General features: G+C 45.4%; 23 protein-coding genes and 1 pseudogene. 19 read left to right on the top strand and 5 right to left on the bottom strand.

Annotation, left to right across the window (positions count from 1 at the left end):
- Both RLO19_RS11265 and RLO19_RS11260 read right to left on the bottom strand, forming a co-directional pair.
- On the bottom strand, positions 1-639 hold the full coding sequence (locus RLO19_RS11265) for a type I restriction endonuclease subunit R (RefSeq protein ID WP_446356412.1): 639 nt from the start codon (positions 637-639) through the stop codon (positions 1-3).
- Between the two features lie 241 nt (positions 640-880).
- A complete protein-coding gene (locus RLO19_RS11260; protein ID WP_446356402.1) occupies positions 881-1,615 on the bottom strand; it encodes a LuxR C-terminal-related transcriptional regulator in 735 nt (244 codons plus the stop codon).
- A gap of 369 nt (positions 1,616-1,984) precedes the next feature.
- On the opposite strand from RLO19_RS11260, the gene RLO19_RS11255 reads away from it, so the two are divergent.
- From RLO19_RS11255 to bchH, 6 genes are all read left to right on the top strand, one after another.
- A complete protein-coding gene (locus tag RLO19_RS11255; RefSeq protein ID WP_446356400.1) occupies positions 1,985-2,224 on the top strand; it encodes a hypothetical protein in 240 nt (79 codons plus the stop codon).
- A gap of 120 nt (positions 2,225-2,344) precedes the next feature.
- Positions 2,345-3,466, top strand: a complete 1,122-nt coding sequence (locus tag RLO19_RS11250; protein WP_446356398.1) for a DUF1611 domain-containing protein — start codon at positions 2,345-2,347, stop codon at positions 3,464-3,466.
- Positions 3,467-3,489: 23 nt separating this feature from the next.
- A complete protein-coding gene (locus tag RLO19_RS11245) occupies positions 3,490-4,611 on the top strand; it encodes an alanine/ornithine racemase family PLP-dependent enzyme (RefSeq protein ID WP_446356397.1) in 1,122 nt (373 codons plus the stop codon).
- A 188-nt stretch (positions 4,612-4,799) separates the two neighbouring features.
- Complete coding sequence (locus RLO19_RS11240) at positions 4,800-5,441, top strand: DUF3386 domain-containing protein (RefSeq protein WP_446356395.1); 642 nt, start codon at positions 4,800-4,802, stop codon at positions 5,439-5,441.
- Between the two features lie 228 nt (positions 5,442-5,669).
- Positions 5,670-7,265: an SDR family NAD(P)-dependent oxidoreductase gene (locus RLO19_RS11235; protein WP_446356393.1), complete on the top strand. Its 1,596-nt coding sequence runs from the start codon at positions 5,670-5,672 to the stop codon at positions 7,263-7,265.
- A gap of 72 nt (positions 7,266-7,337) precedes the next feature.
- The gene (gene bchH / locus RLO19_RS11230) at positions 7,338-11,189 is read left to right on the top strand and encodes a magnesium chelatase subunit H (RefSeq protein ID WP_446356391.1); all 3,852 of its coding nucleotides are present in this window, start codon (positions 7,338-7,340) and stop codon (positions 11,187-11,189) included.
- Positions 11,190-11,492: 303 nt separating this feature from the next.
- On the opposite strand, the gene RLO19_RS11225 is transcribed toward bchH, so the two are convergent.
- Together RLO19_RS11225 and RLO19_RS11220 are read right to left on the bottom strand one after the other, a co-directional pair.
- Complete coding sequence (locus RLO19_RS11225; RefSeq protein WP_446356389.1) at positions 11,493-11,621, bottom strand: hypothetical protein; 129 nt, start codon at positions 11,619-11,621, stop codon at positions 11,493-11,495.
- A gap of 123 nt (positions 11,622-11,744) precedes the next feature.
- Positions 11,745-12,554: a Uma2 family endonuclease gene (locus RLO19_RS11220; RefSeq protein ID WP_446356387.1), complete on the bottom strand. Its 810-nt coding sequence runs from the start codon at positions 12,552-12,554 to the stop codon at positions 11,745-11,747.
- Positions 12,555-12,853: 299 nt separating this feature from the next.
- Here RLO19_RS11220 and RLO19_RS11215 point away from each other — a divergent pair, with 299 nt between their 5' ends.
- The 3 genes from RLO19_RS11215 to ruvA all read left to right on the top strand — a co-directional run bounded on the left by RLO19_RS11215 (position 12,854) and on the right by ruvA (position 14,580).
- Positions 12,854-13,075 (top strand): hypothetical protein, encoded by a 222-nt coding sequence (locus tag RLO19_RS11215; protein WP_446356385.1) that lies wholly within the window; start codon positions 12,854-12,856, stop codon positions 13,073-13,075.
- Positions 13,076-13,082: 7 nt separating this feature from the next.
- Positions 13,083-13,835, top strand: a complete 753-nt coding sequence (locus RLO19_RS11210) for a sucrose-phosphate phosphatase (protein WP_446356383.1) — start codon at positions 13,083-13,085, stop codon at positions 13,833-13,835.
- A gap of 112 nt (positions 13,836-13,947) precedes the next feature.
- Positions 13,948-14,580 carry a Holliday junction branch migration protein RuvA gene (ruvA, locus tag RLO19_RS11205; protein WP_446356382.1) on the top strand — a complete coding sequence of 211 codons (633 nt, stop codon included), beginning with the start codon at positions 13,948-13,950 and terminating at the stop codon, positions 14,578-14,580.
- Positions 14,581-14,673: 93 nt separating this feature from the next.
- Here ruvA and cysE read toward each other — a convergent pair.
- Positions 14,674-15,309: pseudogene (gene cysE, locus RLO19_RS11200) on the bottom strand (serine O-acetyltransferase); the annotation flags it as partial.
- A gap of 418 nt (positions 15,310-15,727) precedes the next feature.
- Here cysE and RLO19_RS11195 point away from each other — a divergent pair.
- From RLO19_RS11195 to RLO19_RS11150, 10 genes are all read left to right on the top strand, one after another.
- Entirely contained in the window at positions 15,728-15,880 is a 153-nt protein-coding gene (locus tag RLO19_RS11195) for a hypothetical protein (RefSeq protein WP_446356381.1), read from the top strand.
- A 369-nt stretch (positions 15,881-16,249) separates the two neighbouring features.
- Positions 16,250-16,720 (top strand): NifB/NifX family molybdenum-iron cluster-binding protein, encoded by a 471-nt coding sequence (locus RLO19_RS11190; protein ID WP_446356380.1) that lies wholly within the window; start codon positions 16,250-16,252, stop codon positions 16,718-16,720.
- Between the two features lie 150 nt (positions 16,721-16,870).
- On the top strand, positions 16,871-18,097 hold the full coding sequence (nifS, locus tag RLO19_RS11185) for a cysteine desulfurase NifS (RefSeq protein ID WP_446356378.1): 1,227 nt from the start codon (positions 16,871-16,873) through the stop codon (positions 18,095-18,097).
- Between the two features lie 181 nt (positions 18,098-18,278).
- On the top strand, positions 18,279-19,241 hold the full coding sequence (gene nifU / locus RLO19_RS11180) for a Fe-S cluster assembly protein NifU (RefSeq protein WP_446356377.1): 963 nt from the start codon (positions 18,279-18,281) through the stop codon (positions 19,239-19,241).
- A 629-nt stretch (positions 19,242-19,870) separates the two neighbouring features.
- Positions 19,871-20,695: a nitrogenase iron protein gene (gene nifH, locus RLO19_RS11175; protein WP_446356375.1), complete on the top strand. Its 825-nt coding sequence runs from the start codon at positions 19,871-19,873 to the stop codon at positions 20,693-20,695.
- Positions 20,696-20,787: 92 nt separating this feature from the next.
- On the top strand, positions 20,788-21,147 hold the full coding sequence (locus tag RLO19_RS11170) for a P-II family nitrogen regulator (protein WP_446356373.1): 360 nt from the start codon (positions 20,788-20,790) through the stop codon (positions 21,145-21,147).
- Between the two features lie 116 nt (positions 21,148-21,263).
- Positions 21,264-21,659 (top strand): P-II family nitrogen regulator, encoded by a 396-nt coding sequence (locus tag RLO19_RS11165; protein WP_446356371.1) that lies wholly within the window; start codon positions 21,264-21,266, stop codon positions 21,657-21,659.
- 150 nt (positions 21,660-21,809) lie between these two features.
- Positions 21,810-23,429 carry a nitrogenase molybdenum-iron protein alpha chain gene (nifD, locus tag RLO19_RS11160; RefSeq protein ID WP_446356369.1) on the top strand — a complete coding sequence of 540 codons (1,620 nt, stop codon included), beginning with the start codon at positions 21,810-21,812 and terminating at the stop codon, positions 23,427-23,429.
- A 239-nt stretch (positions 23,430-23,668) separates the two neighbouring features.
- A complete protein-coding gene (nifK, locus tag RLO19_RS11155; protein ID WP_446356367.1) occupies positions 23,669-25,045 on the top strand; it encodes a nitrogenase molybdenum-iron protein subunit beta in 1,377 nt (458 codons plus the stop codon).
- 136 nt (positions 25,046-25,181) lie between these two features.
- Positions 25,182-25,487: a (2Fe-2S) ferredoxin domain-containing protein gene (locus tag RLO19_RS11150; RefSeq protein ID WP_446356365.1), complete on the top strand. Its 306-nt coding sequence runs from the start codon at positions 25,182-25,184 to the stop codon at positions 25,485-25,487.
- Positions 25,488-25,609: the final 122 nt, after the last annotated feature.

The raw sequence follows: 25,609 nt of genomic DNA, 5'->3' as shown, positions 1-25,609 counted from the left end.
TCACGCCACTACTACCGCTTGTCCCAACCGTTTCAAAATCCGTAGAACCTCGCCTAACTCATGTCGCCTAGGAAACAGCGAAAAAGTCCGCGATACATCATACTCTGGACTATCTCCTTGACTTAGCTTTAAAAACACAAACTCATCCCCATTTGTCGCCATACCAAACGCTGAACTCCCCCCCTGCGGACTCGCTAACATATAAGCCAATAACTGCGGTAAAGCCGCCGGAACCGGAATACTGGTTCGCTTCGACTCAATCACCAAAATCCAAAGTTGCTCTTGTACAACCAACGTATCAATAAAACCACGAATCGTTTCTTCAGGATCATCAAGTTCTAACCCAACCCCATAAGGCGAACGAATGCGGAAAGGTGGATCAAGAAAGCCGGCAAGTTCCAATAGTGGCGAAACCACCACCAGATTAATCGTACCTTCCAATAACAAACCATCGCCGCGATGATAATCATAGCGTTGCTTAATCCGAGCAACACCCGCCTGTTCTCGTTCGTCGAGTTCGGGTAAATTATCAACCCACTCACTGAAAAAGCGCTCATCATCCGCCTGTCGCAAATTACAGCGCACCCGCAGATCATTTAAGCTTTTTATAGTATCAGTAATCCCTACACCCGTAACCATCTGTTGCTGTCTATTTGTTAACCTTAGTTTAGCAAACCGTTCAGGATACCCCATCTCCTCCAAGCCAGTGATACCGAATCCGGTTGACTCCATTGATAACCGCCGCGATCGCACCATGATAGTGTAGGGGCCTACATTGGAATTTTCCTGTCAACTGATTTCCTTCTGGCAATATCTAGGGTTGTATGACATTATTGAACCTTTTTATTACCCGATAGTAGAGACGTTGCATGTAATGTCTCTACACAGTATCTTGCAATCGCGCCACTAACTCCGCACGCGCCGATACATTCAGCTTACGGAACATGCGTTTCAGCGCCTGTTTTACTGAATTTCGGGTAATCCAAAGTTCAGCACCAATTTCTGCATTTGTCAACCCCTTAGCAACTAAATCAGCAATTTCCCGTTCCCGTGGGGTAAGGCGATTAGCGACGAGAGAGGGGGGTTTTTTGGGTTGCGATCGCAAGGTAGCCAGACGTGAGGATAAATGTAGACATAATCCGGTTAAATCAGCCAAGTCTTTATAATCAAACGCAGGCGCATCACTCGCGCGGGCAAAATACACCCCACCCATCAAACGCCCCCCACTAACAACCGGACCCATCATCACATGCTCGTGATCGTAGCGAGCATAACAATTCTGGTACAGTTCAGATTGTTTCCAAACCTCTGGAGAGAATATCAGTTGTTCATGGGCAGGAGCATGGTGTTCGATGACATAGCGTAACACCGGATCGACCTTTCGCGCCAACTTATTGTAATCGGTGACAAACCCCTCCGTATCCGCTCCCCCTTGTATTTGCACCTCAGCCGCGTGAGAGTCTTCGTTGAGCAGACACAGCCCCCAATACTGCGCCTGAAAATACTCCCCTAATTCGTCCATAATGTGCAGGCGAAGTTCCTGCTCATCACGAGCATCTGCGATCGCTTGGAAGAAACTGTGCAGAGAACGGTTCATTGTACTTGGCACGGTCATAATCTATCATTTTGAACGAATTATTAAATAAGTCACCATGGTTTAACCTGAACGCTTAGGAGAGCCCATTTTTTTATCGGGGTGAACAGTAATTACAGTATAGCGACATTATCTTGACGATAAAATTTTGACTTTGATATAATTTACCATTTTTATATGCTACTCTGAAGAGGTACTACAACAGTAGAGTAGCTAGGAGCAATAAATCTACTCTTGATGATCTGACGGGCTTTGAACGATAAAAGCCGTAGCCAATCATGACACCTCCAAGACAATTAATGGTATCTCGGTTGAGTCGTACCGATAAACCTTTTTTCGTGCTGGATACGACTGACACAGCCAATTCATTGACCCAAAGGAGGAGTATTAATGAACATTCAAGCACTCGATATTAAAGTTGGCGATCGCATCATTGCCTACTGCAAGAATAAAATTCAACCCTGCACGGTGCAACGGTTACTCGATTCGACCCCCAACACGATCACACTAAAAGTATCTACCTGTACCCGTATCCATTATCGGGAATCAGCCTCTTGTGTGATTCAGTTTCACCGAGAGGCTGTGGTTGAAATGGCTAGCTTAAACAGAAGTTTATCCAAGACGATTTAACAGGAAGCTTACCAGGAAAGGATTGCAAGTATGTAGATTAAATTATAAATTATCGAGAGGCTTGGCAATTACCAAAAAGTATCCTGATGAGTGGGAAAAAAATGAAAGAAACTAATTGAAATGACAATCAAAAAAGAAACGGCTTTAATTTACTGCGAAAATCAATTTAGTTTAGCAGACGGAAAAACTGCCGCTGGGTTGGTTCGACACTCTGAACTGTATACAATTGTTGGGGTGATTGATAGTTCACGAGCGGGTAAAGACGCAGGGGAAGAATTAGGGCAAGAAAAGAATGGTATACCCATTTTTGCTAATTTAAATGAAGCATTAATTAACCTTTCAGAGGTTCCCAACTGTTACATTTATGGCAAAGCTCCTTTAGATGCCTTTATATCCCAGGCAGAACGGTTTCTTATCTTAGAAGCCATGGAAAAAGGAATGGATATCATTAACGGTCTTCATCAGTTTTTCTCTGAAGATCAAGAGTTTACCCAGATAGCTGCCCAAAATAATATCCAAATTAAAGATATCAGAAAACCTCCACAATTACAAGATTTGCACGTCTTTACGGGTCAACTCTCTAAAATTAATGTTCCTGTAATCGCCATATTAGGTACAGATTGTGCTTGCGGCAAAATGACAACCGCAATAGAACTCAACAAGTCCCTCAAGACTCTCGGCATAAAATCAGTATTGGTAGCGACGGGTCAAACTGGTTTGATGCAGGGAGCAATGTATGGCATATCGATTGATGCTCTGATTTCCCAATTTGTGATTGGTGAAATAGAAAACTCTATTATTCAAGCCTTTGACAACGAACGTCCCGACATCATTTTAGTTGAGGGACAGAGTGCCGTTAGTCATCCCGCTTTTATGGGTTCTCTCGGCATCTTGAAAGGAAGTATGCCCGATGGTATTATCCTCCAACATCCACCAGCTAGGAAATTTCGGTGCGATTTTCCTCATTTGCCCATGCCAACTGTTGAGAGCGAAATTAAACTGATTGAAGCGATTTCTCAAGCTAAAGTTATGGCGATTACATTAAGCCATGAAAACCTAGCAGATGAAGAGATTTTGACAATCATAGAGGATTATGAGAGGCAGTTTCAATTGCCGACAATGGATGTCTTGAATCATGGATGCCAAAAAATCATTCAAGCCTTCCATGATCATTTTCCCAACCTGAATCAAATCATCAAGCGGAAGACTTTAGAAAAAATGCCTGTATTGGGAATGAGGTAGACGTAATCGTCTGGAAATAATCAATGAAATTGTTTATGCCAAGGATAGAAATTTCTCTATCTCAAATACGGGACAATGCCCGAATGCTATGTGAACTTTATGGGCAAAGAGGGATTTCATTGATGGGAGTTTCCAAAGCAGTGCTAGGAGAACCTTCTATTGTCGAGGCAATGATTCAAGGTGGAGTCAGATTTATTGCTGACTCTCGCATTGAAAACATTCAAAAAATGAAAAATGCTGGGATATCCACTCAGTTTGTGCTTCTACGCACTCCTTTAAGTCAGGCTGAAGCTGTGGTTACAAGTGTAGACATTAGTCTAAACACTGAAATAGAGACGATTAAGCAACTTTCCTATTATGCAAAAGTACATAATAGAAATCATCAAATAATTGTGATGGTAGAGTTGGGAGATCTGCGAGAAGGGGTACTTCCTGGTGATCTTTCTCAATTTATCAGAACAACTCTTTCTCTATCCCATATAAAAATTGTTGGTATTGGCTGCAATTTGGCTTGTTATGGTGGAGTAAAGCCAGACAATAAAAATATGCATAAATTGTCTGAGCTGGTTGATGGCATCAAAAAAGAATTTGAGATTAATTTGAAAATAATATCTGGCGGTAATTCGGCTAATTATGAATGGTATAAATCTGCTCAATATATCGGCAATATCAACAATCTTCGCTTGGGTGAATCCATCTTTTTAGGGTGCGAAACTGTGAACAGAAAAGCGATTCCAGGTTTACACACAGAGGCATTCAAACTCGTTGCCGAAGTTATTGAGTCCAAGACAAAGCCCTCCATACCATTTGGCGAGATCTGTCAAGATGCTTTTGGAAACGTTCCTAGTTTCTCAGATCGAGGAATTAGCCAGAGAGTGATTATTGCTTTGGGAAGGCAGGACGTTCTGGTATCTAGCTTGAAATCGAAGAAAAAGCTAGAAATACTAGGAGCTAGCAGTGATCATATTATTCTCGACGGCAAGAACCACAACTTACAAGTTGGAGATGAAGTGAATTTTCACCTGGATTACGGGGGTCTTCTGTCCGCGATGACTTCTCCTTTTATTAGAAAGCAATTTATCCTGACAACTGAAGCTATAATTCCTGTGGTTAAAACGTTAAAAATTGTCTCACCTATAAATTAGAAGTTGTAAGTCAATAAACGGGGTTGATGTTAAAATCTTTGCCGTTTAACTCACATCTTGCACCACTCACTATTTTCCCCTGCTCCCCAGTGGCGTAGTTGACGCAGACAGTACCCACTTGGGGTCTATACAGCCTAGATAGTCCCGACTATGCTAGTTTACAGCAACTAAAATGATAGGAGAGGCAGATGGTTGGAGTTCAAACATCAGCTCGTGATTTTTTTCGGGCGGCGTATGAAAACCGCTACACCTGGGATAACAACTTCCCCGGTTATACCGCAGATGTGACATTTAAACAGGATGATCAGGTTGTTACAGGTAAGGTTCGGGTTAACCCAGATATGAAAGCAGAAGTCTTCGATGTTGAAGACGAACAAGCCAAGCAAGCGCTTCACTCTCAACTCTGGGAAACCGCGATTCACCGGGTTCGCCGTTCCTTTGAAGACACCCACGGGAAGAACACCTTCTCCTTCGGGGATACCGATGAGACGGGTGCTGTGGAACTGTTAATGGGTGGTAAAGCAGAAGGCGATCGCTATAAAATCCGTGATAATGAAGTAACCCACGTTCACCGTCATATTCACGGCGTTGTCGTCACGATTAACACCTTTAGTTCCCACAACACAGGTGAAGGTTATCTTTCTCACCGTTATGATTCCGTCTACCATGACCCCAAAACCGGTGAACAAAAGGGCGGTAAAAGTGTGTTTGAAGATAATTACGAAAAGGTTGGCGACTATTTTATCCTAACCAAACGCATTATTCGCACAGAAACCGATGGAAAAGAGTCCGTTGAGGAGTTTAATTTCTTGAATGTCAAACTTCTGTAAATGGTGAATAATCCCCTAATTTTTCCTGAGTCCGCCTAGGCGGACTTTGTTTGTTTAGCCACGATTTTAGCCCTTCGAGTTCCCGGTTCCCTCCCCTTCTCAAGGGGAGGGTTAGGGTGGGGTTCCGTCTCAATGCTTTGGAGATTTTTGATCTAAACTTACATAGGAACTCAACTTGTCCAACCTCTATACAAAGATTTCGCTAATATCAATAGAAAATGAGAAATTATGAATCCGTCTAAGAAGCAAAAGGTCTGCATTGTCACCGGTGGGAACTCAGGTGTAGGCTTGATGAGTGCTGTTGGTTTCGCCCAAGTCGGTCATCATGTATTTATCGCTTGTCGCTGTGCAAGCAAAGCCGAGAAAGCTGTCAATTATATTCGCTCCTCTACCGGAAATCTAAATGTTGAGTTTCTACCACTCGATTTAGCCTCCCTCGATTCGGTTCGCACATTTGCGAAACTTTTTCAGGAACGGCATCTGCCACTTCATATATTAGTGAATAATGCGGGTGTATTCAACGCCAGAGGCACAACTAAAGAAGGGTTTGAACTCATTTTTGGGATTAACTATCTCGGACACTTTCTACTGACAAATTTGCTGCTGGAAACCATTCAACATTCAGCGCCCAGTCGAATTATCATGGTTTCCTCTGACTTGGCATTACGCCCCACTTCTATCAAATGGGAGCGCTTTGTCAGGAAGACGCCATTAAATTTCCTGGAACTGTACTCCCTATCTAAACTGTGCTTATTGGTACTGACTAAAGAATTGGAGCGACGCTTAGAGAATACCAACGTAACTGTTAATGCGATTCATCCTGGATTTGTGCAATCTAATATAACATTACCGCATCGCTTAAGCAAGTATTTAGGTATAGGTATTTCACCTCAGGAAAGTGCTTCGGGTTTGCTTAGTTTGGCAAATTCTTCTGCTTTTGCAGATGTGAAGGGTAAGTTTTTTGACTACAAACAGAACGAAATCGAACTTCCTGATCTGGCAAAAAATACTGAACTAGCTCAACAGTTATGGGAACAGAGTTGCTTGTGGACAGGGTATAACCGATACAATCCGACAACAACCCCAGAACATGATAATGCTGCTGGAATTTTGAGACCCTATTCTCTTGCCTTAAGTCCCACTAAAGTTGCTTCTATTACCCAGAGTGTTTTTGAAACTGTGTTGCCTAAAGCACCGAAACATTTTTTTTATCATCTTATACGCTTTTTATTTACAGGCAAATTTGGAGCTATTTTTTTACTTTTAAACCAAGTCCGAAAGAAAGAATTTTACATGGAAAGACATCTTGATTCGGATGCTGTTTGGTCTATCTGTCAGGATAAAAATTTACAACAGAAGTTAAAAGAGTATTTGGGTGAAGATTTGGTGTTGTGGCGTTCTGAAATTTGGGTTAATTATCCCTCTCAACAACTGATTCCTTTTTGGCATCAAGATTCCTATCCTAATTTGCTTCAAGGGGAAGGCAAAACTATCAATGTCTACATTGCGCTAACAGAAGTTAATGAATGGAATGGGTTTGAGTACATCCCTAATTCTCAACTCACTCCGGATGTCTCTGTGAAAATGAAAGACCCTTTTAGTGGCAATTGCTTGTTTGATTTGACAGAAGACTTAGAACAGCAAGCCGTTCCTGTGGTTTTGCGTCCTGGAGAATTTGTTTTATTTACCAATCAACTCATGCATCGTTCGGTTCGCAATACCAGTGGTCAAGTTCGGCTAGCGCTTACCCTGAGGCTTACTGAACCCTGTGTTCATATCGTGCCAAACTATACTCCTATTTACCATAAGCCTGTCTTGTTATGAGTCCTTTAACATGAAACCACCTAGATGCAACAGTAAGATTGAAGTATACAGAAACTTTTCGGGCTGGGGACTATGAAACGCATTGTCTTAATTGCTGGGTTTGAATCATTCAACGCCGACTTGTATCGCCAAGCGGCTGATTGGGCGACTAAACGCTGTCCAGACTTAGATATTCGCGTATTTAGCGACCAATCCTTGACCACAGAACCGGATATCGTCACCGCCGCCCTCCAGGATGCTGATGTCTTCTTCGCGAGTCTGCTTTTTGATTATGACCAAGTTATCTGGCTGCGGGAGAGAACTCAACATATCCCCATCCGCCTTGTCTTTGAATCCGCCCTAGAATTAATGAGTTTGACTCAGCTAGGGGCGTTTAAAATTGGTGATAAGCCCAAAGGAATGCCCAAGCCGATTAAGTTTATTCTGGATAAATTTAGCAATGGACGAGAAGAAGATAAACTCGCGGGTTATATTAGCTTTTTGAAGACAGGTCCCAAGCTGCTGAAATATATTCCGGCGAAAAAAGTTCAAGATTTACGCAACTGGCTGATTATCTACGGGTATTGGAATGCTGGCGGTTCCGAAAACGTCGCTTCAATGTTTTGGGTACTCGCTGAAAAATATTTGGGATTACAAGTTGGAGACATTCCACCCCCAGTCGAAACCCCAAACATGGGATTATTGCATCCCGACTATGACGGGTACTTTACCTCGCCACGGCAGTATCTGGAGTGGTATCGGCAAAATAAAAATAATGCTTCCTCCCCATCTCCCTCTAGCACCCCCCTTATAGATCCCCCTTCCGTCCCCCTTAAAACGGGGGAAACCAGCGGATGCTTCGCTTCGATTTCCCCTGGGGGCTGGGGGGGATCTCTTCCCCTTGTCGGTATTCTCCTCTACCGCAAGCACGTTGTCTCTAAACAACCGTATATTCCTCAATTGATTCGCCAGTTTGAGAACGCTGGATTAATCCCTGTTCCTATCTTTATTAATGGTGTGGAAGGACATGTGGCGGTGCGAGATTGGCTGACTTCTGCGGATGAAACTGCCCGACGACAAGGGGGTACAATTGACACGCCGTCCTTATCAAAAGATGCTGTTGAAATTGACGCAATTGTCTCTACAATTGGCTTTCCATTAGTCGGAGGACCCGCCGGTTCTATGGAAGCGGGGCGTCAAGTTGAGGTGGCAAAACGCATCCTCACGGCGAAAAATGTTCCCTATATTGTCGCCGCACCTTTACTGATTCAGGATATTCACTCTTGGACGCGACAAGGAATTGGCGGCTTGCAATCGGTGGTACTCTATGCATTACCCGAATTAGATGGGGCAATTGATACGGTTCCCTTGGGGGGATTGGTGGGAGAGGATATTTATCTGATTCCCGAACGAGTCAAACGCCTGACTGGGCGTCTGAAGCGTTGGATTGAACTGAGAAAGACACCCGCCTCAGAACGGAAAATTGCCATCATTCTCTATGGTTTCCCGCCCGGATATGGGGCGACAGGAACAGCAGCTTTACTCAATGTACCGCGATCGCTCCTGAAAGTCCTCCACGCTCTCAAGCAGCAAGGCTATACTGTTGGCGAGTTACCGGAGGATGGCGAAGAACTTATCCGTCTGGTTAAAGAAGCCGATGAAGCGATTAGCCATGATGATTTAACGCCAAACTCAGTCAACGTTAAAACCCTAGAAAAATGGCTCGGCTACCTCTTCACCACTCGCATCGAAAAACAGTGGAAATCCCTCACCGGAACCGGAATTAAAACTTACGGGGATGACTTCCAAATTGGCGGAATTCAATTAGGAAATATTTGGATAGGCGTACAACCTCCGTTAGGTATTTCAGGTGACCCGATGCGGTTAATGTTTGAACGGGATATGACCCCTCATCCTCAATATGCCGCCTTCTATAAATGGCTACAACATGAGTTTAAACCTCATGCAGTGGTTCACTTTGGCATGCATGGCACCGTGGAATGGTTACCGGGTTCTCCCTTAGGCAATACGGGGTATTCCTGGTCAGATATTTTGCTCGGCGATATCCCCAATCTCTATATTTATGCTGCCAATAATCCCTCGGAATCCATTTTGGCAAAACGGCGCGGATATGGTGTCCTGATTTCCCATAATGTACCCCCCTATGGTCGAGCGGGATTGTATAAAGAATTACTCGCGTTGCGAGATTTAATTGCTGAGTATCGGGAAGACTCGGAAAAGAATTATGCCCTGAAACCTGACATTTGCCAAAAAATTGTGGACAGTGGCTTAGACGCCGATTGTCCCTTTGAGGAGGCAAAAAAATTAGGCATTCCTTTCACACCGGATAATGTGCGCCTATTCAGTGCTGATGCATTTAATCATTATCTGGTTAAGTTGTATGAATACTTACAAGTAGTAGAACAACGCCTATTTTCATCCGGATTACATACCTTGGGAGAACCCCCGAACTCAGAAGCGTTGGCTGGCTATTTAAATGCTTATTTTGGCGATAATGGCGCAGCGGATTTAATTAAGGAGGTAATGGATAAAATAGGAGATGATAAAACGACTTCATTATCGACGACATCTCTGGTTAAGGGTAAAAAAGGCGAATCAGAATCCCTTGCTACTGAAATAGAATCTATTGCCCATTTATTACTGCAAAACACCGATGAACTGACCAACCTGTTACGGGGATTAAATGGAGAATACATTCCCCCAGCACCGGGCGGCGATTTATTACGAGATGGTGTAGGCGTATTACCTACAGGACGAAATATTCATGCCTTAGACCCCTATCGGATGCCCTCACCAGGGGCATATCAGCGAGGACGAGAAATTGCCCAAAAAATTATCGCCCAACACCTCCAAGAACAGGGAGACTATCCGGAAACTGTGGCGGTTATGTTATGGGGATTAGATGCGATTAAAACCAAAGGTGAATCCTTGGGAATTCTACTCGAATTAGTGGGCGCAGAACCGATTAAAGAAGGAACAGGACGAATTGTTCGCTATGAGTTAAAACCCTTAGCAGACGTGGGACATCCCCGGATTGATGTATTGGCAAATCTATCGGGAATTTTCCGGGATAGTTTTGTGAATATTATTGAATTACTGGATGATTTATTTAAACGGGCGGCGGCGGCTGAGGAACCGGAAGACCAGAATTTTATCCGCAAACATGCTTTAGCCTTACAAGCGCAAGGAATCCAGAATAATTCTGCCCGATTATTTTCTAACCCCGCTGGCGATTTTGGTTCCTTAGTTAATGACCAAGTAACAGATGGAAACTGGGAATCGGGAGAGGAATTAGGCAAAACCTGGGAAAGTCGCAATTCGTTTAGTTATGGGCGTCAAGATAAAGGACAAGCGCGTCCGGAAGTTCTAACTCAGCTATTAAAAACAACGAGCCAGGTGGTTCAGGAAATTGACTCGGTGGAATACGGTTTAACCGATATTCAGGAATATTATGCCAATACTGGGGGATTGAAAAAAGCGGCTGAGAAACAACGGGGGAAGAAAGTGAGTGCCAGTTTTGTGGAAAGCTTTTCTAAAGATACAACCCCGCGCAAATTAGATGACTTACTGCGGTTAGAATATCGCACTAAGTTACTGAATCCTAAATGGGCAGAAGCGATGGCAAGTCAGGGTTCAGGTGGTGCTTATGAAATCTCTCAACGGATGACGGCATTAATTGGTTGGGGTGGAACCGCAGATTTTACAGATGATTGGGTGTATGATCAAGCAGCAGATACCTATGCCTTAGATATAGAGATGGCAGAGAGGTTAAGACAGGCAAATCCAGAAGCATTTCGGAATATTGTCGCCCGGATGTTGGAGGCAAATGGACGAGGATTCTGGCAACCGAGTGATGAGAAGTTACAGAAGTTGCAGGCGTTGTATGAGTTGAGTGATGAGGAATTAGAGGGGGTGACGGTTTAATGGTGTCCACCTACTTTAAAGTACAATATTTACGGAAAATTCAACATTTATTAAATGCCAGCAAATTTGCCTCAAGGATTCATAAAACTAACAAATAGTCAATTAAACAAGATGGATTAACATTGTAGGGGCGCACCGACGTGCGCCCTTTATTAGGGCTTGCTGCATCAGTCTAAAAACCTGATTCGGGGGGGAGCATCCCAATTTGACACGTTAGCTGTTTTAAGGGGGCTGAAACCCTTGCCGTGTCGTCACTTTTGGTAATGCTTTTTCCAAAATGGGATGCTCCCAGTCGGGGCGGGTTTAGTTAAATCGGGTTGCAACCGAAAAGATAGTGGTGAAACCTGCCCCTACACTATTCACACTCATGTTGCACCAAATATAGCAATCGCCATAGCGGTTAGGACGCATCATTTGGTAGAGACGCGCCATGGCGCGTCTCTACAACAGTTCGTTTGTCCTAATCGATGTGTCTACTGCTATACCATGAAAGTCAGTTCTGCGTCTCCCCATCTTCCCCATCTTCCCCTCACCACAACACTAATTCAGCAATCTCTATTTAATCCTTGCCACAACACGCACAGTGTCAACAGGTAACGATAATGCTTCAGCAATTTGTTCCACACTCAAACCCATTGCTAACAGCTTCGGGATAGCCTCTCGTTGCGCCTGTTCTGCTTGTTCGGCGCGTTGTCGCTCTTGTTCGGCGCGTTGTTGCTCTTGTTCGGCGCGTTGACGCTCTTGTTCGGCGCGTTGTCGTTCTAATTCTCTATACTCAATACTTTCTAAATAAGTAACAAATCGCTCACCATCGGGTCGGTATAACTGTAATTCTCCTTCGACAACTTCAAATCGAATTCCCAGACGGGGACTTACCCAGCCTAACATCTGGGGAATGGGTTGTAAGAGCTCGACTTCCCTGTCCCGTCGCCACCCTTTGAGGATACCTTTGGCCGGATTGAAGAGATAATATTCCTCTACGCCATAGCGTTCATAAAATCGCCGCTTGGCTCCTTCTAGTTCTTGCCGGGTATTGCTTTTAGAGACAATCTCGAAGACAACTTGGGGAGGAATATTTTCTTCTTCCCATTGCTTATAGGAACGCCTATCTCCCTTGGGGCGTCCCATAACCACCATCACATCCGGAGCTTGTCTAATCCAAGGTTCCCCTTCCACTGGATACCAGAACAAATCTCCAGCAACAAAGACGTTAGGATTGTCAATAAACAGCGCATCAATGCCACCTTGAATCGTGACAATTAGGCGAAATTGGATAGTATTGTCTGCCAAGGGTTGACCGTCACTTTCGGGATAGATGATGGGAACCGAGGTGGAGAGGGACATAGAAACAGTAGGTACGCGCATCTGTTGTCACTGTAGCATAGCTGGTTATTTCCTCAAGTAATTTCTTTTTGCCGTCTCTCTGCCTTGGAGCATTGGAGCATTCTATTATAGAATCTAGTCGTTAGAGTTGAAGTTTTACGGATTTTCTGGGCGCAAGGATGGTGCCCATACCTGATGTTACGGTTTCCTTAATACATCGTTTCTCAAGTAAAAAATGTGCGAGTTGGGGCAGGGTAAGACGTATGCAATCAGAGCAACAGCAACGGGTTCAAGAATTTGTTGAACATGCCACGGAACATCTCTATCGGATTGAATAAGGTTTGCTCCAGCTACCCGGCTCTAAAGATATCGAATTGGTGTATGAGCTACGCCGTGAGGTGAAGTCGGTTCAAGCCGAGGCAGAAATGTTAGGTCTAAACAGTATTGATCAACTCGCTAATCGTTGGGATGATAAACGACTTTTAAGATTATTTATCCAAAAGCCCTTGGCTAATTCCGCGCTTTTGCGAAATAATGCAGAGGCAAACTCTAATCATCAGTGAGATTGCGATGAGTGCATTTTTATTCGTAACCGACTTAGATAACACCCTAATCGGCGATGACGCTGCCCTCAAGGAACTTAATCAGCACTTAGATCAGCATCGCCAGGAACACGGAACTAAAATCGTGTATAGTACGGGGCGATCGCCTGCCCTCTACCGGAAACTGACGAGGGAAAAGTTCCTATTGTCACCGGATGCGCTGATTACCTCAGTTGGCACCGAAATTTGCTTCGATCCTCAGGAAGAAATCGTTGATCAAGAATGGGCGGATATGCTGTCACAGGGGTGGAATCGGGACGCAGTTGTGGCTATAGCTGCCCATTATTCTGACTTAGTTCCTCAACCTGACACCGAACAGCGCCCGTTTAAAGTCAGTTATGTGCTAGGTGAAGAAATTTCCTCAGAACTTTTGCCCCGTCTTGAATCCTCTTTAAAAGAAAAAGGGTTAGATGTCAAGCTAATCTATAGTGGAGGTCAAGACTTAGACATTCTGCCTAAAAAAGGGGATAAAGGTCTAGCCTTACAATTCCTGCGGCAAAAATGGGACATGGAAGCGACAAAAACAGTCGTCTGTGGTGACTCTGGCAATGATATCGCCCTATTTAGTGCTGGGGAAGAACGGGGTATTATTGTGGGAAATGCTAGACCCGAACTGCGTCAATGGTATGAGGAGAATAAAAAAGATTATCACTATTTTGCTCAGGCACATTATGCAGATGGTATATTAGAAGGTCTGCATCATTTTGGATTTCTGGCTTAAGAATTGGGGATAGGAGAAGAGGGAACAGGGAAGATCGCCAACAGTGTAGAGACGTAGCATGCTACGTCTCTACTGATGTAACGGTCAGTCTAAATTTGGATACTTATAATTAATGATTAGTTATCTCAAAGGAACAGTCGCGACGATTCAGAAAGGGAATGGGAATCGAGTTACTCTGATTTTAGAGGTTAACCAAATTGGGTATGAGGTGCAAATTACTCGACAGCTATCCCAAGAGGTTCAGATCGGATCTGAACAAGTGGTACAAGTCTTTACTCACCTGCAAATCCGGGAAGATCAACAAATCCTCTATGGCTTCGCATCCGCCGCAGAACGGGATTTATTTCGCCAGTTGGTGAGTGTGAGTGGTATTGGCGCACAATTAGCGATCGCGCTTATCGATACCCTGGGACTGCAAAATCTGGTTCAGGCGATTGTCACCGGGAATACTCGCGCCTTAGCCAAAACTCCTGGAGTGGGTAGCAAAACCGCTGAACGCATCGCCTTAGAACTAAAAACCAAGTTATCTGAATGGCGAAAATTCGCGGGTGTGGAAACCCCAGCCAGTGCAACGGGACCTTCCCCCTCAATTTTAGAAGATGTGGAAATGACCCTATTAGCCCTAGGGTATGAAACCGCAGAAATTACGCAGGCGCTGAATGCGATTAGTCAGGATGCACTGCTGGCGAAAAACCCCAACGCCGAGGAATGGATTCGACGCGCGATCGCATGGTTAAGTCAGTAGCTGCAGGAGTTATCCTTTCCGGTCAAATACCCTGTGCCGAATAGCTTATTTGACATCCTCACCACGCCCTAGGGGTTTGGTTACCAAACCCCTACTCAAGGATTCCAATTGCTGTTCGAGTTCGGTGATGCGATCGCGTAAAACCTGAAGCGCTGCTGCTTGTGTATCGGGAAGTTGCCCATGTTCTAACGGATCAATGCGTTTGCCAGACTGACGCACAATTCGCCCTGGTACTCCCACCACCGTGCAATCTGTGGGGACATCTCGCAACACCACTGAACCCGCCCCAATGCGAACATTATCGCCAATATGGATATTCCCCAATACCTTTGCACCTGCACTCACCACCACATTATTGCCTAATGTGGGATGGCGTTTGCCAGTTTCTTTACCTGTTCCCCCCAGGGTTGCGCCTTGGTAAATTAAACAATAATCACCCACAATCGCCGTTTCACCAATCACCACGCCCATGCCATGATCAATGAATACGCCCTTACCCATCACCGCCCCTGGATGAATTTCGATTCCGGTGAACAATCGCGCCAGTTGAGACATAAAGCGGGGAAAGAAGGGTACTCTCTGACGATGCAGCCAATGGGCGAGGCGATGGCTAATCAGCGCCTGTAAGCCGGGATAGCAAACCAATACCTCTAACCGATTCCGGGCAGCCGGATCTCGTTCAAAGATAATCTGAAAGTCGGTTAAGAGGGTTTGCCAGCCTTGCTTGATCACCTGAAACGGGGTTCTGACTCTAGAAAGTGGGTGGGATACGGGAGATGATGACGTCGATTTAACCGGGGTGGCAAGCTGCGATCGCGTCATTGGGCAATTTGTGGTGGACTGTAGCATTGCGTTCCCCCCTGAAAAGGAGTTTATCTATACTTTTTTTGCTTATACCAGATGCATGATGGCTAACTTGAAAATCAGCCACGGGTTAGATTTATCCTGTAATTAATCATGTACTCAAGGCTCTAGGTTCTGATTTTATCTGCGTTTCAAAGTCCTGTAGGGATAAGGGTACTCGTATTTTTTGTCCAGGATACGAATATTTTTGGGTCGAGGTTCTAGTATTTGTGGACTCAAAACATTACTATTAGTGATGATAGGTGATGAGAAAACAGGGGAATTCTAAAAAAAATCGATAGAAATGCAGACTTATCCAAAAAATGCTAATTTAGATACAGAAGTTCGATTTAAGCTCAAACTGGAGATTAATCCGATAAGGGTTTTGAGTACAGCTTTGTACTCAAAGGAAGAATCGAATAAAATCGGCTCAATCCGGCACTGCAATTGGATTTGAGCTTGAGTGAAAAAATACTCGCGCCCCACCCTTTAAATACTTACACCCCATCCCCAAAAAACTAGAACCCCTACCCCCAAAGAAATTTGAAATGCCCCTATCTTAAGACTTTAGGGTAATGAGTTCATACTTAATTAATCTAATAACTCTTAATCCGAATCGAACAAAGCATCATTTTTAGACAGAACTGCTATAAAAACCAATGTCGCCGGAATTAAGGAAAGTATGAAGGAGGATCGCTAAACTCCTTTATACTTAACTGTTTAAGTATTGGCGTTGGGTTTCAAGGGTGCATTTATTCGCTAATTCCTTAGACAACCACCTGAAGACCACAAGGCGATTGGCGGACACCGGAGGAGGAAGGAATTCATGAAAATCAACAATCTGAAGATGAAATCAGAATACGACCTTAAACGACATCAGGAACTACAAACTGGCAAGGAGCAGTTTAAAGAATTCCTGCAAGCCACTCGAACGAGCCATACCTCCTCTACCGCCAATCGGACTAAAATCCGCGTCGCTGTTGCTAGTAAAGGGGGTGGCTTGGTTAATCAACACTTCGGTCATGCTAAAGAATTCGAGATTTACGAAGTCGATTGCGAACAAGCGCGTTGTATTGATCGTCGTCCGGTGACTCCATATTGCCAAGGCGGTTATGGCGAAGCCGAGGTACTCGACAACATCATTCAAACGCTTTGTGATTGCCAAGCCGTCTTGGTTTCCAAGATTGGTAACTGTCCCAAAGAACAATTGCAGGCAAAGGGAATTGAATGTGTTGAGGCGTATGACGTGATTGAAAACGTGGTGTTGGACTTCTATGAGCAATATCAAATGGTGTAGGGGTGGGTTTTATGGATAATGTTTGACAAAAACTTTGTCGGGGCGGGTTTACTCATATCTGGGTGCAACCTTGAATGATAGTAGTCAAACCCGCCCCTATTAAATCCGCCATGATCAATCAAGCGAGACTGATGTTTTATAGGTAAACCTATGAGTGTAATTTATTTAGATAACAATGCCACCACCCGTGTAGATGAGGCTGTGCTGGAGGAGATGCTGCCTTATCTGAGTGAATATTATGGAAATCCCTCCAGCATGCACACGTTTGGTGGACAATTATCCCGCAGCTTAGAGCAAGCACGAGAAAAAGTTGCGGCATTATTGGGCGCTCAACCAACAGAAATTATTTTTACCAGTTGCGGTACTGAAGGGGACAATGCTGCGATTCGCGCTGCTTTGATCACCCAACCGGAAAAGAAGCACATTGTTACCACGGCGGTGGAACATCCAGCGGTTTACAGTCTTTGTAAACGACTGGAAAAAGAAGGATATCGGGTGACTTACCTACCCGTTAATGGCAAAGGGTTGATTGATCTCAAGGAACTTAAAGCTTCTCTCACCGACGACACGGCTCTGGTTTCGGTGATGTGCGCCAATAATGAAACGGGGACAATTTTCCCGATTGAACGGATTGGGCAAATTGTTAAAGAACGGGGCATTTTGTTCCACGTTGATGCGGTGCAGGCGGTGGGTAAAGTTCCCTTGAATATGAGCGAGAGCACTGTTGATTTTTTGGTTCTTTCGGGTCATAAACTTCATGCCCCTAAAGGAATTGGGGTACTTTATGTTCGCAAAGGCGTGCGCTTCCGTCCTCTACTCATTGGGGGGCACCAAGAACGGGGGCGTCGGGGAGGTACGCCCAATGTTCCAGGAATTATTGGGCTGGGGAAAGCGGCGGAATTGGCAATCCAGCACGTCAGCGAAGAAGTTACCCAGGTGAAGGAATTACGCGATCGCTTGGAACAAGGATTACTGAGTCGGATTTCCGATTGTCAGCTTAATGGTCATCCGTCGATGCGGCTACCGAATACAACGAATATCGGTTTTAAGTACATTGAAGGCGAAGCGATTTTACTTTCCCTGGATCGCTTCGGTATCTGCGCCTCATCGGGTTCTGCTTGCACATCTGGATCATTAGAACCGTCTCATGTACTGCGGGCGATGGGACTACCTTATACCCTTCTCCATGGTTCGATTCGCTTTAGTTTGTCCCGATATACCACCTCGGCGGAAATTGATCGGGTGTTGGAAGTGATGCCACCAATTGTAGAACGTTTGCGAACGATTTCCCCCTTCAAGAATGAAGCGGACGAAGAACAGGGTTGGCTGCAAACAGCCAGGGAGCAGAAGGGTAGAGGGGTGATGACGGTGCTGTAGAGACGTAGCATGCTACGTCTCTACATCAGGGGAATTGTCGGGGCGGGTTTCACTACTATCTTTTCGGTTACACCTAGATGTAACTAAACCCGCCCCGACTTGACGTAATGACGAATGACGAATGACGAATGACGAATGACAAATGACGAATGACGAATGACAAATAACGGGAGAATAAGCCATGTGGGACTACACTGACAAGGTAATGGATTTGTTTCATAATCCTCATAATATGGGCGCGATCGCGACTCAAGATTGTGGTACGACAGAAACGATCGCGGTTGGTGAGATTGGCAGTATTGTTTGTGGCGATGCGTTGCGCTTGTATCTGAGGATTGATACTACAACCGATACCATCCTAGAAGCCCGTTTTCAAACCTTTGGCTGTGCCAGTGCGATCGCGTCTTCCTCGGCGCTGACTGATCTGATTAAGGGGATGACGGTTGATGAGGCTCTGCAACTGACGAATCGCCAGATTGCTAGCTATTTGGGTGGCTTACCTCAGGAGAAGATGCACTGTTCGGTGATGGGTCAAGAAGCCCTGGAAGCGGCGATTTCTAATTATAAAGGGGTTCCGGTTAGACCGGAGGAAGAGGACGAAAGTCCCCTGGTTTGTAGTTGCTTCGGTGTCAGTTCCGCCAAGATTAAGCGACTGATTCGGGAAAATTACCTCACCACCGCCGAAGAAGTTACCAACTATATTAAAGCCGGTGGGGGGTGTGGGTCTTGTTTAGCAGATATCGATGATCTGGTGATCGATGTTACTCAAGAACAGCAGAAATTAAATACAGCAGTATCTTTGTCATCTCCGATTCCTCAACCCTCCGTTGTCGCTGCTACTCCATCCACTCCATCTACTTCCCCTAGAAATGCGGGCGAGGGAGGATCTAAAACCCCTAGCACACTCACGAACTTGCAAAAAATTACCTTGATTCAGCAGGTACTTGAGGCGGAAGTGCGTCCAACATTAGCCTATGACGGCGGCGATGTGGAGTTGTATGACGTAGAGGGCGATCGCGTCAAGGTGGTTCTCAAAGGATCGTGCGATGGTTGTCCCAGTGTGATGATTACACTCAAGATGGCGATCGAAAAGCGGCTTCAGGAACGAGTGTCTCCTACTCTTATTGTTGAAGCCGTTGTTTAATGTGGAATTTTTGACTTCAGTTTCTGATTGAACAGGTTTTAACGTAACTCCGTGATAACCCTTGGTAAATTGCCAAGGTTTTTTTTTGACCTATAACAGGTCAGATTGACTCTACAAATATAGCAGTAGACACATCGATTAGGACAAACGAACTGTTGTAGAGACGTTGCCTGCAACGTCTGGAACCAAATGATGTGTCCTAACCGCTATGGCGGTTGCTATAAGTAATATTTACCCTTGATAACCCTGAATTAAAAACAGTGTCAATGGTCACTATTTAATAATAAATAAAGATTTAAATTAATTCCTTATAGACAATTGATTTATCGTTCACATAGAAAGATATAGACTTTGTTACAAACGGAAAAATACCGAATAAAAACTAAACCAATAAACTTCGTTTTTTGTAGCAAAGCACACTTTTATCGCTTGAGTTGGCTTCTATGATTAAATCATCAGGAAAACAAAAAATGCTACCAGGATAAAAGTTCAATGTTTTCCTGATTAACTTGAAGCTTTCGGATATTTACATAGAAAAATGTTCGCCGAATTCACTTCAATTAAACGTTAATTTTGTCGGTCGAAATAAAATCGACACATCAAATAATTGATCCTAATGGAGGTCTGAAATGAGGAAGATTGCTATTTACGGTAAAGGTGGAATCGGTAAATCCACAACCACACAAAATACAGTGGCTGGACTTGTCGAACTGGGTCGCAAAATCATGATCGTTGGTTGTGACCCCAAAGCAGACTCTACTCGCTTGTTGCTCGGTGGTTTGCACCAAAAGAGTGTGTTAGATACCTTGCGCGAAGAAGGCGACGACGTCGATCTCGACGAAATCCGTAAAGAAGGATATGGCAAAACCCTCTGCGTAGAATCCGGTGGTCCAGAACCGGGCGTAGGCTGTGCGGGTCGAGGTATTATCACCTCAATTAGTATGCTCGAACAACTCGGCGCTTATGACGAAAGTGAAGGTCTTGACTATGCCTTCTACGACGTATTAGGCGACGTAGTTTGCGGCGGTTTCGCCATGCCAATTCGGGAAGGTAAAGCCCAAGAAATTTACATCGTTACCTCCGGCGAAATGATGGCAATGTATGCCGCCAATAACATCTGCCGAGGCATTCAAAAATACGCTGAATCTGGCGGTGTTCGTTTAGGCGGTTTGATTTGCAATAGCCGTAAAGTTGATCTGGAAGCTGAACTTATCGAAGCATTGGCTGAATCCCTCGGCACTCAGATGATTTATTTCTTGCCCCGCGACAATATGGTTCAACGGGCAGAACTTAACCGCAAGACGGTGATTGAATATGACCCCGATTGCGAGCAAGCCGGTCATTATCGCAGCTTAGCTAAAGCGATTGACGAGAATACTAATCACGTCATCCCAACACCCATGAAGAATGACGAGTTGGAAAAACTACTTGTTAAGTTCGGCTTGTACGGTTAAAGATGCAGTGTGTGTTGTAGGTGGAAGGTTATAAAACATTCCATACCTTCCACCCCTGAAATACAATCGCAATTGTTTGGAGGTAACATCCCATGACGATAATGGTGAGAGCGATTATTCGACCGGAAAAGAGTGACGAAGTAATGCAAGCGCTCTTAGACGTCGGTTATCCAGCCGTTACTAAAGTTGATGTCTTTGGTCGAGGCAAACAACGGGGTCTAAAAATTGGCAACGTGCTTTACGATGAACTGCCTAAAGTCCTGTTGATGGTGGTGGTTCCCGATGCCGAAAAAGAGTTTGTGATTCGGGCAATTCTAGGCAGCGCTCGCACGGGAGCAGAAGGAGCAGCAGGAGACGGCAAGATATTTGTCAGTCCTGTGGAAGAAGTCTACACCATCAGCTCCGGCAAAGCCGATTCGAGTAAGAAAGAACCTGCGCTGGCTACGCGCTAAAGATGAGACCCATTTTGTATCCATTGTTCTTGTAGAAATCGTTAATAACGGTTTCTACAAGAGAACTCCCCGGTTTATGTTAGGAGGCACGAGACTAAATCTCGGTGTAGAAGGTTATGAAAGAAGTTCTTGCTGTCATCAGGATGAACAAGATTAACCAGACGAAAGAAATATTAAGTAAAGCTGGTTTTCCTTCAGTGACAGCGGTGAAAGTGGTCGGTAGAGGCAGGCAGCCTGTGGACTTTCAGTTAGTAAAAGCAATTAACGAAAATCCCCAAGATAGCAGTGATTTGCTGCCCCTCCTGGCTAAAGGACACCGTTTAATTCCCAAACGGATGCTCAGTCTGGTTGTTCCCGATGACAACGTTCAGCAAGTGGTTGACGCCCTGATTGAAGCGAATCAAACCGGTAACCCAGGAGATGGAAAAATCTTTGTTCTGCCCATTGACGATAGCGTCCGAGTTAGAACCCAAGAAACAGGTTTAGTCGCAATTGATGAAATGACGGGCTAAGGTTTCCCAGCCATGTAGAGACGTGCCATGGCACGTCTGGGAACTACGCCATGGCACGTCTGGGAACTCCCGATGTAGGGGCTTTGTTTTATCGATAACTTGATTGAATCCGCCCTTCCAGCAAAGCAATTAAGACAGGAGAAAACGATTATGACTCCCCATGATTCAGATACCTTGAAATTAGAAAAGGCTACGTATACAGTAGACCCGAAAGACGTTACCAAAGAGATGGTGGCGCCCTACCCAGCCAAAGTTGCCAGAAAACGGGCAAAGCATATCGTTATGCGGGACCCGTCCATCGAAGGACAGGAAATTCAGGCTAATGTGCGGACGGTTCCGGGCATTCTCAACACCAGACACTGTGCCTTTGCCGGATGTAAAGGGGTGGTTGTTGGTCCGTTTGGTGATGTGCTTCACATTGTTCACGGACCAGTAGGCTGTTCGTACTACACCTGGATGACGCGACGCAACCAGTATCGGACTCGTGAAGATGGCAAGAATTACATGAGCTACTGCGTCACCACTGACATGCAGGACTCTGATATTGTCTTCGGCGGTGTCAAAAAGCTGCGTCAGGCAGTTCAGGAAGGCTATGACATCTTCAAGCCCAATGCAATTACCATCACAGCCACCTGTCCAGTCGGGTTAATTGGTGACGATATCCAAACCGTTGCCAAAGAGATGACTGAAGAACTCGGCATTTCGGTTGTCGCCTTTAACTGCGAAGGATATAAAGGCGTTTCCCAGTCTGCGGGTCACCACATCGCTAACAATGGCTTCTTTAAAAATTGGGTTGGTGAAGGCGAAGCAGAAGACGAAGAAATTGAAGGCTTCACCGTCAACCTTTTGGGTGAGTACAACATCGGCGGCGATTCCTATGAAATTGAGCGGGTGCTTGAGAAGTGTGGGATTAAAGTCATTGCTACATTCAGTGGTGACGGCACTTACGATGCAGCAACAAAAGCCCATTTAGCTAAGTTTAACTTAGTCATGTGTCACCGCTCAATTAACTACATGGCGGAGATGATGGAGACCAAGTTTGGGGTTCCTTGGACGAAGGTCAGCTTCATCGGCGTTCAAGCTTTTGCCAAGTCCTTGCGTAAGGTTGCCCGATTCTTTAATGATGAGGCACTCACCCAGCGCATTGAAGAGGTGATTACCGAAGAGGTGGCTGCCGCAGAAGCGGAAATTGCACCGATTCGGGAACGGTTGCAAGGCAAGAGTGCGATTCTGTTTGTAGGCGGTTCTCGCGCTCACCACTACCAAGATTTGTTTGCTGACTTGGGCATCAAAACCATTGCCGCCGGCTATGAGTTCGCCCACCGGGATGACTACGAAGGTCGTCAAGTCCTACCGTTAAAAGTAGACGCCGACTCCCGCAACATCGAAGAGTTGCATGTCGAAAAAGACCCCGAACGCTACAAACTAACTGCTGACCCGGCATGGGTGGAGCAGCTTAAAGAAGAAGGGTTCCTCAATCGGTACGAGGGGATGATTTCGGAGATGGGTGAAGATACATTGATGATTGATGACATCTCCCATCATGAGCTAGAAACTCTAATCAAGCGCCTCAAGCCCGATATCGTCGGTTCCGGGATTAAGGACAAGTATGTAATTGAGAAGTTTGGCGTTCCTTGTAAGCAACTTCACAACTACGACTACGGCGGTCCGTTTGCCGGATTCCAAGGTGCAGTTAATTTCGCCAAAGATATCGATATGCGGATTAACAACCCCACTTGGAAGCTAGTTAAAGCTCCCTGGCAGAAATAGCGGAGGTGCAAGGGAGCAGGGGGAGCCGGGGGAGCAGAGGGAGCAGGGGGAGCCGGGGGAGCCGGGGGAGCCGGGGGAGCAGAGGGAGCCGGGGGAGCAGAGGGAGCAGGAGAATTATTCTCCACCTTAATCCCTAATCCCCAATTCCCTATCCCTAATCCTCTATTCCCTATCCCTAATCCTCTATTTCCAATTCCCCAATCTCCAATTACGAATCACTACAAAGGAGAACCAGAATCATGTTAGAAGCAACCCCTAAAGAAATCGTTGAACGCACAGCGCTACGAATCAATCCTGCCAAGACTTGTCAGCCCATTGGTGCAATGTACGCCGCCTTAGGTATTCACAGCTGCTTGCCGAACTCCCACGGTTCCCAAGGCTGCTGCTCATTCCACAAATCTCACCTGACACGCCACTACAGAGAACCCATCATGGCAGCAACTAGCGCCTTTACCGAGGGTTCGTCTGTGTTCGGCGGTGGTGCGAACCTTAAGCAAGCCCTGAGCACTATTTTTACCGTGTACAATCCGGATATGGTGGCGGTTAGTACCACTTGCTTATCTGAAACCATTGGCGATGATTTACCCACATTTATCCGCCAAGCCCGTGAATCTGGGGCAGTTCCAGAAGGAAAATACGTCATTCACGCCAATACTCCCAGCTACGTCGGTTCTCATATCACGGGCTGGTCAAATATGACCAAGGCGATGGTGACCTATTTATCTGCGAAAACCGATACGCCGAATAACAAGCTCAACATTATTCCTGGCTATGTCGAACCCTCTGATGTGCGGGCGGTTAAGCAGTTGCTGACCCAAATGGGTATTGAAGCGATTGTCTTCCCCGATACCTCGGATGTGGTGGATACGCCGAAAACTGGCGATTTTCAGATGTACCCGAAAGGCGGTACGCAAATTCCCGATTTAATCGACACGGGGAATAGCACCGCCACCTTAGCCTTGGGTAATTTTACCTCTGAAGCTGCCGCCACCGCACTGCAAAACAAGTGCCAAGTTCCGTCTCGTGTCCTGGACTTACCCATCGGTCTTCGCGCCACTGACCGCTTTGTCCAAGCGTTGATTGAATTCAGTGATATTACGCCACCTGAGTCGCTCAATGATGACCGGGGACGTTTGGTGGATGTGATGACGGATATGCAGCAGTACCTGTATCGCAAGCGGGTTGCAGTATATGGTGACCCTGACCAAGTTCTTTCAGCGACTGAGTTTCTCGTAGACTGCGGTATGTTACCGGTTTACGTGATTACCGGTAGCCCTGTCGGTAAGCGCTTTGAAGAACGGGTCAAAGATATCCTCAAGGATACGGTGCCTGATGCTGTTGTCGCTGCCAATGCCGACTTATTCTACCTGCATCAACTGATTAAAAATGAGCCCGTCGATTTGCTTTTGGGTAATGAATACGGCAAGTATATCGGTCGTGATGAAGATATTCCGATCGTGCGCTTTGGTTTCCCCATTCTAGATCGCGTCGGTCACAGTTATTTCCCCACAGCCTGCTACTGGGGCGGTATCTACCTGCTTTCTAATATTTGCAACACCTTACTCGAACGCCTAGACCGGGATGCTCCCGATGAGCTGTTTGAATTGGTTCGCTAGAGGTAGGGGCGGGTTTAACTCTTATCTTATGTTGTCACCCTGATGAGACTAAACCCGCCTAAAGCAAAGGTTTGAGTTATTCCTTAAAAACTCAAAAATCATCCTTAATTTTTTATCCTTTTTAAGGGGGTTTATCATGCAGAAACCTGAACACCATATCTTCGTTTGTTCCAGCTTTAGAGCTAATGGCGACGCTAAAGGAGTTTGTCAGAAAAAGGATTCTACTACTTTAATCCAGTATCTCGAATCAGAAATCACCGATCGCGGTTTAGACGCTCTTGTTTCCCCAACTGGATGCATGAATCTGTGCAACAACGGACCTGTGATGATGGTTTACCCAGACAATTACTGGTACGGCAATGTTGACGAAGAAGCAATTGACGAAATCCTCGACGCCTTAGAAGAAGGCAAACCCGCAGAGGATTACCTCTTTGTTAGTTAAATTTTAGATAGTCAAGGGCGACCCGATCCTCTGTAGGGGCGGGTTTTACTACTATCTTTTCGGTGACACCTCGATGTGACTAAACCCGCCCTGCTTCTGGAGTTGTTGATTTGTACAAGCGG

This window comes from Coleofasciculus sp. G2-EDA-02, from assembly GCF_040226375.1.
Taxonomy (GTDB): Bacteria; Cyanobacteriota; Cyanobacteriia; order Cyanobacteriales; family Coleofasciculaceae; genus Coleofasciculus.
Note: the sequence above shows the minus strand (reverse complement) of the source record. Positions and strands in the feature narration are given on the sequence as shown.